At 32.9% G+C, this 15,015-nt stretch carries 11 protein-coding genes; all 11 read right to left on the reverse strand.

Annotated elements, in window-relative coordinates:
* Nucleotides 1–3: 3 nt before the first annotated feature.
* The 11 genes from BM246_RS05165 to nirD all read right to left on the reverse strand — a co-directional run bounded on the left by BM246_RS05165 (nucleotide 4) and on the right by nirD (nucleotide 14,988).
* Nucleotides 4–1,137 carry an FIST signal transduction protein gene (locus BM246_RS05165; RefSeq protein WP_042503873.1) on the reverse strand — a complete coding sequence of 378 codons (1,134 nt, stop codon included), beginning with the start codon at nucleotides 1,135–1,137 and terminating at the stop codon, nucleotides 4–6.
* Nucleotides 1,138–1,139: 2 nt separating this feature from the next.
* The gene (locus tag BM246_RS05170; protein WP_074936254.1) at nucleotides 1,140–3,098 is read right to left on the reverse strand and encodes a PAS domain-containing sensor histidine kinase; all 1,959 of its coding nucleotides are present in this window, start codon (nucleotides 3,096–3,098) and stop codon (nucleotides 1,140–1,142) included.
* Nucleotides 3,098–3,637 carry a heme NO-binding domain-containing protein gene (locus BM246_RS05175; protein WP_042494834.1) on the reverse strand — a complete coding sequence of 180 codons (540 nt, stop codon included), beginning with the start codon at nucleotides 3,635–3,637 and terminating at the stop codon, nucleotides 3,098–3,100. Before BM246_RS05175 ends, BM246_RS05170 begins: the two co-directional genes overlap by 1 nt.
* Nucleotides 3,638–4,048 carry a response regulator gene (locus tag BM246_RS05180; protein ID WP_042494833.1) on the reverse strand — a complete coding sequence of 137 codons (411 nt, stop codon included), beginning with the start codon at nucleotides 4,046–4,048 and terminating at the stop codon, nucleotides 3,638–3,640.
* Between the two features lie 468 nt (nucleotides 4,049–4,516).
* On the reverse strand, nucleotides 4,517–5,941 hold the full coding sequence (locus tag BM246_RS05185) for a rubredoxin domain-containing protein (RefSeq protein WP_074936256.1): 1,425 nt from the start codon (nucleotides 5,939–5,941) through the stop codon (nucleotides 4,517–4,519).
* A gap of 2 nt (nucleotides 5,942–5,943) precedes the next feature.
* Nucleotides 5,944–9,465 (reverse strand): nitrate reductase, encoded by a 3,522-nt coding sequence (locus tag BM246_RS05190; RefSeq protein WP_074936258.1) that lies wholly within the window; start codon nucleotides 9,463–9,465, stop codon nucleotides 5,944–5,946.
* A gap of 132 nt (nucleotides 9,466–9,597) precedes the next feature.
* Entirely contained in the window at nucleotides 9,598–11,016 is a 1,419-nt protein-coding gene (locus tag BM246_RS05195; RefSeq protein WP_074936260.1) for an MFS transporter, read from the reverse strand.
* A 339-nt stretch (nucleotides 11,017–11,355) separates the two neighbouring features.
* Nucleotides 11,356–12,021, reverse strand: coding sequence for a response regulator transcription factor (locus BM246_RS05200; protein WP_042494830.1), 666 nt, complete (start codon nucleotides 12,019–12,021; stop codon nucleotides 11,356–11,358).
* 160 nt (nucleotides 12,022–12,181) lie between these two features.
* Nucleotides 12,182–14,002 (reverse strand): sensor histidine kinase, encoded by a 1,821-nt coding sequence (locus BM246_RS05205; RefSeq protein WP_074936262.1) that lies wholly within the window; start codon nucleotides 14,000–14,002, stop codon nucleotides 12,182–12,184.
* 12 nt (nucleotides 14,003–14,014) lie between these two features.
* Nucleotides 14,015–14,599, reverse strand: a complete 585-nt coding sequence (locus BM246_RS05210) for a DUF4202 domain-containing protein (protein ID WP_042494829.1) — start codon at nucleotides 14,597–14,599, stop codon at nucleotides 14,015–14,017.
* 11 nt (nucleotides 14,600–14,610) lie between these two features.
* Nucleotides 14,611–14,988 carry a nitrite reductase small subunit NirD gene (gene nirD, locus BM246_RS05215; RefSeq protein WP_042494828.1) on the reverse strand — a complete coding sequence of 126 codons (378 nt, stop codon included), beginning with the start codon at nucleotides 14,986–14,988 and terminating at the stop codon, nucleotides 14,611–14,613.
* Between the last annotated feature and the right edge of the window lie 27 nt (nucleotides 14,989–15,015).

Below are 15,015 nucleotides of genomic sequence, written 5' to 3' on the forward strand. Positions count from 1 at the left end.
TATTTATTCGCTTATAAGCGTTATCGTCATAGTTTGATTATGTAATTGGCATGCTACTTCACCGTGAAAAGGTGCAATTTCTCCATAGGAATAAAATCCACTAATAACGGCATCGCTACCAATAACCTCTATAACTTCTTCTATTTCCTCTTCAACACGTTGATCTAAAACCAATTTTCTACCAATACAACTTACAAGTATAGCAAGTTGTGGTTTGTTTTTCCTGTATTCCAAAGCTTGCCTAGCAGCACGTTCTGATGCATTTGCAATATTATCAACATTAGTCATCATCAGTTGTACTTTAGCATTTTCTTCAATATCTCCAGCTAAAATTACAGCATGCTTTTCTTCATCAATATTTAATATAGAACGCACAATAGATTGCTTCTCATCTTCACTTTTTACATTAAAAGGATATAATAATGCAGCACCTGGTAGGTCTTTTGCTTTTTCACCCAAATAATTTTTATACAAATCTAAAGCTGGTAAACCATCAAGTTCATAAAGAATATTACCCTCAGATTTTGTTACAATACGCTCTGGTCCAAAAGGTGTCCACCCGCCGTGAATAGAAAAAGATACTTCTAAAGTTTCTCCATAAAAACCAACAGCAACTAACTCGCCTTCTTTAGGGGTTTCGTTATAAGATGCTAATGTTTTTTCAAAACGCGCATCGTCACCACATAAACCTCCAGTAATAATTAAATTATCATCTGTAGAAGCACTCATACCTTGAGTAAGCTGGCTACCGTTAATAAAACTACCTTCCGAGACTACAAACACATATTTTAAACCTTCTTGTGGTAATTGATTAATTAGATCTTTTCCGGTTTTATAACTGTCTAAATCTGCATTTAAAACGTTGCTTGTTTTAATAACAAAGTTACTTTTTTCAAACTCTATAGCCGTAACCGTAATACTATCATCGTTTACAGTATTAGATGAAATTTCTGCACAAGATGAAGCAAAAATAATATGTCCGTCGGGAAATTGCGCTCTAAGCTCTTCGTAAATAGTACCGTTTTCTAATAGATATCTATTTCCAAAAACAAGAACTAAAGGTTCCTTTAATTCTTGTTTTTCGATTACGTATTCCCAATCTTTATCTTTATGTTTTACTAATTGTACTGTTTTCATGGCTATTTTTTTAATGTGAAATAAAAAGTGGTTCCCATATTAGGCTCGCTATCTAACCAGATTTCACCTTCATGTAAATCGACGATTTTTTTAACAATCGATAATCCGATACCAGACGAATCTTTACTTTTCTTTAAAGAATGGAATATTTTAAATATTTTATCATGATATTTTTTATCAATACCAATACCATTATCTTTTATTGAAAATTTATAATGACTTTTCAAATCATCAAAATCTACTATAATACTACCTTCTTCTTTATCTATAAACTTAACCGAATTACTAATTAAATTTTGAAAAAGTTGCTGTAGTTTAGTTCGGTCGCCCTGTATTTTTGGCAAGGGCTTTTGTATTTTAATTTTGATATGTTCTGGAACATATAATATAGTAACGAGCCCATTTAACATATCGTCTAAATCGACCTCTATTTTCTCTGCAATATCCGATCCAACACTCGAGTAATTTAAAACATCGGTAATTAATTGCTCCATTTTCTCTAAAGTGGTTTCAATAAGTGCAAAATTTTGCATACTCATGTCATCCAACTTATCTTTATTATCTTCTTTTAGCCAACTTACCAAGGCATCAATACTTCGTAAAGGTGATTTTAAATCGTGAGAAACAATGTGTGCATACTCTTGTAACTCATCGTTACTTTTTTCTAATTTTTCAAGAAGTTTTTCTTTTTGAAGCTCTAAATTTTTAATTTCGGTAATATCTAAATGTATTCCAATAGATCCTATAACTTTACCTTCTATATCGTAATTGGGTGCTCCACTTATTAACCAATAGCGAATATCTCCCGCTTTGTTTTTAGCTTTAAGCTCGTAAGAACTAGATTGTCCTTTTTTACGTTTTTCATTTTCTGCTTCAATTATTTGTCGAACATCTTCGGCGGCAAAAAACACACCTGCATTTTCACCTTTTACCTCTTCTTCTGTATAACCAGACATATCAGTAAAACTCTGGTTAATCATTAAAATCTCGTCGTTGTTATTGACCTCAACAAGACCTAAATTCATGTTAGCAATAATGTTATAATATTTTTGCTTTTGAGCTTCTAAACTATCTCTATAAGTCCTTTTTAAAGTAATATCTGTAAAAGTCCATAAGTAACCTTTATACTCATTTCCTGTTATAATAGGCATGTAACTCCGCTCTATTATTTTTCCATCTACCATTTCGAGCTCATCGCCAATAACATTTTCTTTGGCCGCATCAATTTCTTGCATTCTTTGAATAAATGCCTCAGGCTCTTTAAATAAAACTTTATTTCGTTCTGCCGCAGCTTTACAGTCCATACCAACTAAATCTGCTGGGTTTGCATCTATACCAAAAAGCTCACAAAATTTATTATTTGTGAGTACTATATTTCTATCTTCATCCTCTAGAATGATACCACTATCTAAATTTATTATAAGTGTAGATAGCCTATCTTCTGATTCTATTAATTTTTCTGCCGATCTTTTTTGATCGCTAATATCTCTAACAATACCTTGAGCGGCAACTGGTTTTTTATCTTTATCAAAAATAATACTGGCATTAATATGCACCCATTTTACCTCTTTAGATTTAGTGTAAACACGTGCTTCGTAATCTTTAAAAAAACCATTAGTTGTTAACTCTATAAAAGAATTTATAGCATACTCGTAGTCTTCTTTATAGATTAGGTTATTAACGTTTACTTCTTCCTTATCAATATCGTAACCAAATAATTTTGTGGCAGCTTCGTTAAATTTTATAACGTTACCATTAATATCCATTACAACATAAGCATCAATAATGTTTTCAAAAACACCTTGAAGTTGTGAAGATTTTTCGTCTAGTAAATTTTTTAATTTTTGGGTAGTAAAGAAAAGTTCTCTCGATTTTTCTTCAAGTATAGATTCAGCAGCTTTTCTTGCTGCTTTTTCTCTTTTTAGGGCGCGTTGTAATATTTCAGCCTGATCCTGACTCATTAATTTCTTTGAATAAAAAATCTAACTTCTGTTCCGTCCTCTTTTATTTTTTCTAAATCTATTTTAGCTGTTGAATTAAAATGCTCAAATGTTTTGTTCATTAATCCTAAACCAAAATGGTGCATAGCACGACTTGATTTATAAATAAGTACCAATGAATCTTCGGTTTTATCTAACACCTCGAAAGTAGGTAACTCGGCATCTGGATAAATTTTTCTAACCTCAACATGAATATGGTTTTCTATTGAAGAAATCATTTCTATAGGGTCTTTGTATGTTGCTAAAAGCCCTGGGTAACTTTTCTCTATTACACTAAAAAAGTGTTCTGCATAAACTAGCAGTAAATTATCTATAGATATACCTGTGTTTTCACTTAAATGCTCTAATAACTGCAGCATTTCGGAGAAACTATATGTACCCACAGCTGTGTAAACGCCATCGGACTTTAAAGTTGAAGCGGTTATAATTCTATCGACCATTTCTAGTCCAAACTTATCTTCAACTAAATCTAAAAATTCAGTAAAAACAATACCTTTCATTTATATTTGTTTTAATTCATTAATACTCCAATACGCTAAAAGCTTTTCCATTTTAGAAACGTAATCTTCATATTTCAAAGGTTTTAAAACATAGCCAGCAATTCCAATTTTGTAACACTCCAATAAATCTTTTTGATTTTGTGAGGTTGTTAAAATTATAGTTGGAATATATTTCAACACATCATCCGACTTAAGAATGTTTAAAAACTCGATGCCATTAATTTTCGGCATATTCAAATCTAACAAAATTATGTCAGGTAATTCGTCTTTTTTCTCTAAAATTTTTAGAGCTTCTTCACCGTTATTAGCTTCTATAATTTTGTGATCTAATTTAAGAGATGAGATTGTTCTTTGGAACTTCATCACTTCAATCATGTCGTCTTCTATTAATAATATGTTGAGAGTTTTCATGGGTATTATATTTTTTTACTTTGAATTTGATGTAAAAATAGTTCTAAACAACGGTTTTAAAATTGTAATTCGCCTAATTGAATTTTAATGGCGCTGAATAGCTCTTTAGTGTCGATGAATGGTTTTTGATAAATTAAAGATGTTATCTAATTTTTAAAAAAAACTTCGATAAGCCCCTAAAACACTGTAAGTCTTTTAAACTGATACCGTTTTAATGTAAGTATTATCTTTAAACACAGATTACCTTGCTAGAACAGGTTTTGTACTTAGGTATTACAAAATGAAAACGTTGGAATTTAAAATAATGATAACGGATAGTTTAGCCCTGATAGCAGCGGCATCCTTTTTTGAATGTATTGATGCACCTGCTATTTACTAAAAGAATTTGCTTTAAAAAATGAACAATAAGCTCGAGGTTGGTCTACAAAAAAGATATAGCGAATAGCAGGTAATAGCTTCTAAAAATTATTATTTCACTAAAAGTTTTTTCTGAAAATTACTTTTTGGCGCTTCGCAAAGGGAGCATTCGTAAGTTTCATCGAGGTCTTCGAAGCGTGTATTTGGGTTAATATCTTGAGTGATATCTCCAAAGACTTCATTATATATAGTTAAACAATCTTGACATTGGTAAACGTTCTCTTCGGTAGTTTCTTTTTTAGGTTCTACGGCTTTCACTTCTTCACGTTGCGTACCGAGTTGCTCAAAATAGAGTTTACTTAGCTCCATTAATAAACCCGGAAGCTCTACCTTATCTACATCTTGCACATGCATAATGTACTCTCCCGTGTTAGGATCGAAGTTTTTAGCATAAAGTAAATTGTAGGTGTCGCGAACAATAAAATCGCCTAAAAGCTCTGGCTTTTTGTTTTTTTCTATAACTACAGATGTGAAATGATAAGATTTGCTTTCGAAGTTTGAAATCCCGAATGTTAATCCATAGGTACTTATATCGTTTTGATCGAAGTTTGTTACTAAATACTTTTTTAGGTTTAGCGCATCTTTATCATTTACGGGTAAATGCCAATTAAGTTCCAACATAGAGTGGCGCACATTAATACCGTAACTACCAAGAAATTTTTCCCATTTTAACTTAGAATCGATTGGCACACCTTTTACTATAAAAGATTTCCATGGGGTGATACATATTTTACCTATTTTACTTTCTGCACACAAATCGCACATGTCTTTAAGGAAAGTTAAATCGTATCTATTGTTTCTCCAATACAAACCAAGCCAGTATTTGTCGCCAAAACGATTCATACCTTCATAATAAGGAAATGGGTAAAAAGGAACTTCTAAAGGTTTATCTACCGTACGGTTATTTGTTTCTACGGCATCGTTTACTAAATCAAAAAGCGTTTCGATGGTTTCTGGCTCTTCTTGCAAAACCTGCTCTATGGCAAGCTCTACCTTATCCATATCCCAACTATAAATTAAAGCAGGATACATTTCTGTCTTTTTCCACTCGGGTAAACGCACGTATAAATACCAATAATCTTCACTTTCTGAAGCGATGAAATTTACATTACCTGTAAATAAGGGCACCAAACGTTGCTTAGGATCTATAATATTGATGCGTAATTTTAAATCGTGCTTAAATTGTTCTAATATATATAGGTAACGATCGCTAGTAAGCCAAGAGGTACTTGGCAAAATATCTGCCGATACGTACGATGATACAATATTTTCTATACCATCGCGCTTTGGTTTTATAAACTGAATTTTATCGAATTGAGAAAACTTCTCTTTATCTATCTCCTCTGGAAAAATAATATCTTGTCGAGACCCGAAAGAAATAGCATCTAAACCTAAACTTTCTGCGGCTTCGCAAATATATTTTAATTCACCTGGTGATAAAACACCTCCGTTAATTCTAAGTCTATATGGTTCCATAATTATGCTAATACTTTGGTGTTATTCAAAATTTCTTTTACTTCTGTTTTACAACTTCCGCAACCTAAGCCTGCTCCTGTTTTATTGCAAAGTTCTGTAAAATCTTTACAACCTTTTTCGATGGCTTCTACTATATTTCCTTCGCCTACTTGACTGCATGAGCACACTAATTTACCTATAACCGGTACATCGTTTGAAGCGCCACGAAGCAACGTATTTCGTTTATCGGCCATTTCAATTTTACTCTCAATCATGGTTTTAAACTCGGCAAACTCATTTTTATCGCCCATTAAAACAGCACCTATTAACAAATCGTCTTTTACAATACATTTTTTGTAATAGCGTTTTGATATATCGGTAAATATAATTTCTTGATAACTTAAATCGTTTTCCGGAATATTAATTTCTCCAATACTACAAAGGTTTAAATCGTTGAATTTTAAAATATTCATTAAAACAGAACCGCTGTACGATACACTAATATCGCCAGCTATAAAGTTTGCTAAAATATTAGCCTGCTCTTCTGCTGCCGATGTAATACCGAATAATTGATTGTTGAATTCTGCAATTTCACCAATAGCGAATATATTTGGAATAGACGATTGCAAATGCTGATTTACCTTAACGCCACGTCCGCACAGAATACCATTTTCTTTGGCTATCTCTATATTAGGACGCGTACCAATAGCATAAACAATAGCGTTTGCTGTTAAAAACTTTCCACTTTTAAGAGTAATATTAATTTCGCCTGTATCATCATCATCAAAAACAGTGCTAACTTCATTATCAAAATAAATTTGAATACCTCGCTCCTGCACATCTAATGCTAAAAGTTTACTAGAAACCTTATCTAACTGACGTTCCATTAAGCGTGATGCGCGTTGAATTATAGTGATTTTTACGTTTTTATGTTTCATGGCTGCTGCCAACTCTAAACCTAATAAACCACCACCTACAATTACAACATGTTGCTCTTCTGGAGGTAAACCCGTAGCATCTAAATAAGCTTTAAAACTATCGGCATCTTGCTTATTTCGCATGGTAAATCTACCTGGTAAATCTATTTGTACACCGCTTGGTATAAATGCACGACTTCCCGTTGCCAAAATAAGTTTACTATAGCTATGTTCTACGCCATTACTATCGGTAACAACGTTGTGTTTAGAATCTATATTTGAAATAGAGGTTTCTGGATGAACTGTTATTTTAAGTTTTTTTAATTCTAATTGTTTAATTTTTAAAAGCGCATCCCACGTTAATTCTTCAGTAATATACTCTGGTAATAAAACGCGGTTATAGAATAAATTAGGCTCTTTTGAAAATACATGAATTTCATCGACCTCGTTAGATTCTCTATAATTTTGAACAAACCTAAAAGCGGCTGCTCCTGCACCAACAATAATAATTTTATCTACTGGCTTTTTATATTTATTGACAGATACACAGGTAAATTTAAAATCAGGTTCTTTAGAAACGGGATCTACATGGGTATTTGTTAAGTTGTTTGCTCTATTTAAATTACTTTGAAGTTGTTTACCCCAATGCATTGGAAGAAATACAACGCCTTTTTTAATAGTGTCCGTTACTTTTGCACGAACACGCACAACACCGTTTGTACTTTTTATTTCTGAAATATCACCATCTTTAATTTTATTTAAGAACGCATCTACCGGATTAATTTCTAAAACAGGCGTTGGATAATGCGTTTTTAAACGCGATACTTTACCAGTTTTTGTCATGGTGTGCCATTGATCGCGCACTCTACCGGTTGTTAAAATTAAAGGATACTCGCCATTAGGTTGCACCGAAGTATTCTCGATGGTTGATGGTAAATTGAATATCGCTTTTTGAGATGGTGTATAAAATTTTTTATCTTCAAATAAACGTGGTGTTCCTTTATGTCTATATTCCGGAACTGGCCATTGAAAGGTGCCTTCGTTCTTTAATCTATCGTAATTTAAGTAAGATACATCAATATTTGTTCCTTTGGTCATTGATGCGTACTCATCGTAAATTTCCGAAGCATTATTAAAATTAAACCCTCGGAAGCCCATACGTTGTGCAAAATCGCAGAATATTTCAACATCTGGTCGCGCTTCTCCTGGAGCTTCAATTTCTTTTGGTAAATATGAAATACGACGCTCAGAATTTGTCATCGTTCCTTCTTTCTCTAACCAACCTGCTGCTGGTAATACTAAATCGGCATATTCTAAAGTATCCGATTTATGCGAAATTTCTTGAACCACTACAAACTTCGCCTTTTTCATGGCACTTTCAATTTTGTGGGTGTTCGGCATACTCACCAATGGGTTAGTACAAGCAATCCAAACCGCCTTCAATTTTCCGTTTTCTAAAGCATCAAATAGTTCTGTAGCGGTTAAACCTGGTTTAGGTGAGATTTGATCGACGCCCCAAAACTGAGCTACTTCACGACGGTGTTCTTCGTTGCCTAAATCTTTATGTACAGCAAGTAAATTTGCCATACCTCCTACTTCCCGCCCGCCCATAGCGTTAGGCTGACCTGTTAATGAAAACGGTCCTGATCCTGGTTTTCCAACCTGACCCGTAATTAAAGATAAATTAAGTAGTGATACATTTTTATCGGTACCAACCACACTTTGGTTAAGTCCCATGGCCCACATACTAATAAACCCTTTAGAAACACCAATAATATCAGCTGCTTTTCTAATATCTTTTTCCTCAACACCACAAAGTTTTGAGGCTTGCTTTAATGACGTTTTAAATATTAATTCTTTATAATCTTGAAAACCTTCAGTATGTTCTTTTATAAATTTTTCATCTATTAAACCTCTTTTATACAAACATCTTCCGATGGCATTGTATAAAATAACATCGGTTCCTGGAAGTAATTGTAAATGTAAATCGGCAAAATTAGCAGAATCGGTTTTTCTAGGGTCAATAACTATAATTTTCACCTCCGGATTTGCTTCTTTACGCATTTCTATGCGTCGGAATAAAATAGGATGGCACCAAGCAGGATTTGCACCTGTAATAAGGAAACAATCGGCCAACTCAATATCTTCGTAAGATACCGGCACACTATCTTCTCCAAATGTTTTTTTGTATCCAACCACTGCAGAACTCATACACAGCCTAGAGTTGGTATCAATATTATTAGTCCCTATAAAACCTTTAGCAAGCTTATTTGCGATATAATATTCTTCGGTTAAACTTTGTCCCGATACGTAAAATGCAACGCTATCCGGACCATGTTTTTTTATAATCGATTTAAAAACACTCGCTGCACGATCTAAACCTTCGTCCCAACTTACACGCTCTCTTGGATGTGAACGACTCCAACGCATTTCTGGGTATAGAATTCTATCGGAAACATCATTGGCTACATAATGTAAATTCATACCTTTTGAGCACAACATACCTTTGTTTACCGGATGATCTTTATCGCCCTCAACCAGCACTTTACCATTGCTATCTTTTTTAACAATAATTCCGCAGCCTACACCACAATATGAACACGTTGTTTTTACTTCGTTTTTAATCATTGAGATTCACATTTTACACTAAGTAACATTATTTAACTTCAGAAAACAAATTCATTTTTTATTATTCTGAATACTTTAAAAAAGATGCATTTAATTTATTATTTATTAAAAACACCTTTGTAATACTACCTTTTACTTTACCAGAATTAAGTTCTCTGGTTTTACTAAACCATCTACTTTTGCAACTTTCTCATCTTCCGTTGAAAAACGAATAGATAAAGAAACTACCGCAGTTATAACTACTGTGACACCAATTATGAAATAGCCACTAGAAACTGCGGTAGCTGATGCTGCTGATTGTGCGGCTTTAATAGCCTCTTCGCCTAAACCTTGACTAGCAATGATGGCGCCTTTTTCCGCTACGGCCGATTGTGATTTTAATAGCATTGCTGCTAAAAACGCACCTACATTACCTCCTGCTCCAACAATTCCTGAAACCGAACCTATAGCTTTTTTATTTATAAATGGAACTACCGAAAACGTTGCACCTTCTGCCATTTGAACTGATAAACTAAATAATATTAAGAATGCCACACCAATTACAATACTTGTTGTAGTAGAGAACGTAATTAACATTAAACCTTGTATAGCTAAAATGAATGCTAAAAACAAAACTCGCCCTCTTAATCCTTTTAATTTCCCGAATTTATCTCCAAAGAATCCGCCCAATGTTCTTGCAAAAATATTCATTAACGCGAACGACAACACAATATTCCCTGCTGTAACACGCTCCAATTGAAAGGTGTTTTGAAGATAATCATCCATAGTACCATAAACCGTTAACTCGATACCAAAACTAGCTGCATAAACCACAAATAAAATCCAAACTCTATAATCTTTCAAGACTTCTAAAAACCCAATTTGATCTTTTTTAGTTGAAACCATTTCTCCTGAAGCTCTCAAGTCTTTAAAATTTCCGTTAAGTGTATCTTTAGTAAAGAAGAAATAAATAATCCCCATACAGAAACAAACAATTCCTGCAACAATCATAGAATATCTCCATGCATCAGCATCGGCAACACCAAAACTAACAACAGCGGCAGCAATTAATGGCATACCTAATCTGTTCGCTCCTCCACCAAGGTTTCCCCATCCGGCAGATGTTGCATTTGCTGTACCAACAATGTTTGGCGCATACATTAAAGATGTATGTACTTGCGTGATAACAAATGACGCTCCAATAAAACCAATAAATAATCTACAAATTAAAAACTGCGTTGGCGTTTGTACCAAACCACATAATATTACAGGTATCGCTCCAATAGTAAGTAACCAAGTATAACATAACCTTGGACCATACTTATCACATAATTTACCGATAAGCAAACGCGCAAACACGGTTCCTGACACGGCTAAAATTATAGAATTCCATTTTTGATCTGGTGTTAAACCTAAGTCTTTAACCACATCGGGCATAAATGGAACAATACCGAACCATGCGAAAAAACACATGAAAAACGATATAGAAGTTATCCAAAATGTTCGTGTAGAAACGCTTTTAAAATCTAATAAACTTAGTGTTGTTGACTTTGCTTGTGCTAAATTTGCCATAATTGATAATTTTATACTTACAAAACTAAGTATAATTACTTAATTTATACGTAAAACATATACGTATTTATAAATTTATACTAGATTAACAATTTTAGTTTAAACTTTTTGAGGATCTGGTAAAATGGTATTAAATTTTAAGAAGAAACTTATATTATGATAATTAACAGAAGACAAGAAACAGCTTAATTATTTATAAATTAAACCATTATACATAATAATTATAACAGTTTTAAATAAAAATAAAGCATAAAAAAAGAGCTGATAAGTTTATAAAAACCTAACAACTCTAATATGTAAACACTACTTAAAAATTGTAAGTAGTTATCGTTAATTTGTTTACTCTAATCCGTATTCCTTGGCTTTATTAGATAGTTCCATTAAATTTTTAACCTCTAATTTTTTCATAAGATTAAACCGATGCACTTCTGCTGTACGTTTACTAATGTTTAGCTCGTCTGCAATATCTTTATTATTTTTAAGCTGAAGTACTAAATTAAGTATTTGTTTTTCGCGCTTTGTAAGCTTAAAAGGATCTTCTACAGGTTTTACTTTTGGAGCAACAGCTGTATTTGTATTACCGTTAACAAAGTTATTCATGATAATAGCTGACACATCTCCTGTAAAATATTTTCCACCAGAAGCTACTTTATTCAAAGCTTTTAAAAACTCTTCCTTACTTGCTCCTTTTAATAAGTAACCATCGGCTCCAGCTTGAATGGCTTGTAACACATACTCTTCCGAATCATGCATAGATAGTACAAGTGTGCGAACATCTGTATATAATCGATTAACCTCTCTAACAGCATCAATACCATTCATTTCTGGCATACGTATATCGATAATTAGCACATGTGGCTTATTGGTTTTAAGAACTTCTAAAGCCTCTTTTCCGTTTGAAGCTTCGTCTATAACAACTACACCAGACTGATCTTCTAAAAGCGCCTTTATTCCATCACGAACTAAAACATGATCATCTGCTAATACAACATTAATAATATCCATAAATAACAATTATAAGTACAAAAGTAAGACTTTTTAAGTAATGCTACGTAATTTGAATTTGATTGTTGGCTTAGTGTTATTAGAAATCACATAACTAAATTAGAAACCTCACTCTTATGTGATGTCTCGATGCCTTGACATGACAAAAGAAAATAAAAAACTAATCATCCCTTAAAGGAATATTCAAAGTAACTCGAGTTCCTTTGCCTTCCTCAGAGCTTAGAAACAAACGGCCATCTATATATTTTATACGTTCTTTCATAAAAGTCATTCCCATACCTCCATCAGCATTTTTAAAGTTTTTTACATTTTGAGGATCAAAACCTTTACCGTTATCATCAATAACAATGCTTAAAATATTTTTACTATGAGAAAGCGACACTAAAATATGAGTGGAATCGGCGTATTTTATCGCATTATTTATCGCTTCCTGGGTTATTCTATAAATATTAATTTCAACTAAAGAATCTAAGCGGTCAGAAAAATCGGTTTTATTAAAAAACACAATTTCTTTTGCTGTAAGTCTAGCTAATTCTTTTGTGAGTTTAGTTATTGCTGGCACTATACCATGATCGGATAATTCTGGCGGTGTTAAATTAAATGTTGCCGTACGTACACCTTTTATAATATTAGTGGTAAGCTCTTTTAGGTGTTCAATTTTGGAAGCCGTTTTTTCAATATCGTTTATATTTATGCTTTCCAAATTATATTTTAAACCTGTAAGCATTTGCCCAATGCCATCATGAACATCTTTAGCTATACGGTTCTGTTCTTTTTCTTGATTCTCAATAATTTTACTTGAAATAATTTTTTGCTGACTTATCTCTTCTTGAAAATTCTTTTTATTTAAACGTTCAATTTCCAATTGTCCCGCCTTTCGCTCCGTAATTTCAGAAGCTATAATAAGAAGTTCGGTTTTCTCATCATTTGGACTAAAAGGAATTATAGCCATTTCTAACCAAATGCTTTCTCCTTCTTTAGTAGTTGCTTTTACTTCACCTTGCCAACCCGTTTTTTTATATTTTGTTACTAAGTTTTCTAATGCTATTTTCTCACTTTCTATAGTAGACATCACATTCCAAAACATAGCCGTATCATTAAATCTAGAAAATTTAAAACGTCTTGAAAACTTATTACCAATATGGATAATTTGACCGCTAGATAAAATACGAGCAAAAAGCAAGGTCTCATCCATCGCCTGACTTAAAGCACGTAATTCTTTAATAGATTTTTCTTTAGCATAACTAAGCTCATCAGCATCGAAAGCCATTTTTTTAGCATGCTTTTCGGCCTTGAGTAATTCTGCTAAAGTTGCACGAACCGATTTTGCTGTTGGCCAAAATATAAACAGTAATTCTCCTAATAAAATAACTAACGTTAAAACCATTAAAAGCGTCTCTAGTGTGCCTAGCCAGCGTACTTTTTCGTCCGCCTCTAAACTATACTGATTCACTATTTGATCCATGATTAATAAGAAATCACCCTCATTATCTCTAACCAAGTTAATATCTTTATTAAAACTTTCAAGAACCAAACTATCCTTACTTTCGATACTAGTAATAATGCGCTGTGCAGCTTTTTCTATAACTTCAAAAACAACATTTAAAGCTTTAAATTTTATGGAAATATCTTTGCTATTTTCCGCAGGTAGACCTAATTCAACATCTCCTTGTTGTAAAGCATTATGAGATAATTGCCAAAGTGACAATGTTTCCTTTAACCGGTCTTTAATAACAATACTTGCCCTAGGAGTTTCTGCAGTAGCTAGTAATAAAATTTCTTTGGTAAGTTTCTGACTCAGCATACGTTGCCTACCCGCAACATTTATAACTGTAGAATCACTCTGCTGCGCCTTTAAATGCTGACGAACAAACATATTACTTACAATTACCGATAAAGCAATGGTGCTTAAGGCAATAATATATAAACGACTCAATTTACCAAACGTACGCTGATCTAAAGAATTGCCGTTTTTTGTCATTTATTTTAATTTTTAAGAAATAGCTTCTTTTACCAAAGCTAAACTCTTTTCGGAAAACTTAATTTTCAATGCCTCGGCATGGCCTTCATCAGACATTTTCTTCCAAGTTTTTTGTAGAATATCAATTATTTTTTCATCGCTGTGTTTAGCAGCGAACTCATCGAAGTAAAAATCAAGAAACACTAAACAAATAACATCTTCAATAGTTTGAGATTCTTTATTTTTCTTAATTAGTTTTTTAAGTACAATAGCCTTAACACGGTCTATAAATTCATCATCGTAACCTACTTCTTTTAAAATGTCACCAGTTAATTCTGCATGCATTTGCTTTAAATCTTGGCGCCATTTTAAATAACCAACACGATCCATTGGGTATTCATTTCTAGCAATTTTCCATCTGCAAATATGCTGAGCTCTAGCAGCTATCTGCAAGGCTTTAGAAGCATTCGGGTCAAACTGCAACAAGGTTCTACTCATGCGTTGTGAGTACAATAATTCTTTCGGATATTCCATACCCGAAACCGAATACGTATTTACATCTTCAGCATTTTTTTTATCAATTAAAGCAATCGCAGTTTCAAATCTTGTAGGTTTCATTTTTTCATTTTTTAATCTGAAAAGCCAATATACACATTTTCTCCTTCAATTTTAACAGGATAAGTTGCAATGGGGTCTAAATCTCCATTTAAATTCTCTCCTGTTAGTAATGAAAATGTTTTTTTATGCAACGGACAAGCTATTTTTGGAATTCCTTTATGATCGCCTAACATACCTCTAGATAAAACCATTTCTTGTTTTTCTGGAGACAAATTTTGACAAGCGTACCATGTATTTAATCTAGAAAAATTGAAAACAGCAATTTGCAAATCTTTATACTTTACACATGCTCCTCCATCTTTAGGAAAGGCATCTACTGAAGCTGCTTTAAACCAAACTTTTACGTCTTCTTCTTTTACTGTTTTGTATTTTGATAATAAAGTTTCCATAAATATATCTGTTTGAAATAAGAATTA

The sequence above is a fragment of the Algibacter lectus genome (genome assembly GCF_900112395.1).
GTDB classification, from domain to species: Bacteria; Bacteroidota; Bacteroidia; order Flavobacteriales; family Flavobacteriaceae; genus Algibacter; species Algibacter lectus.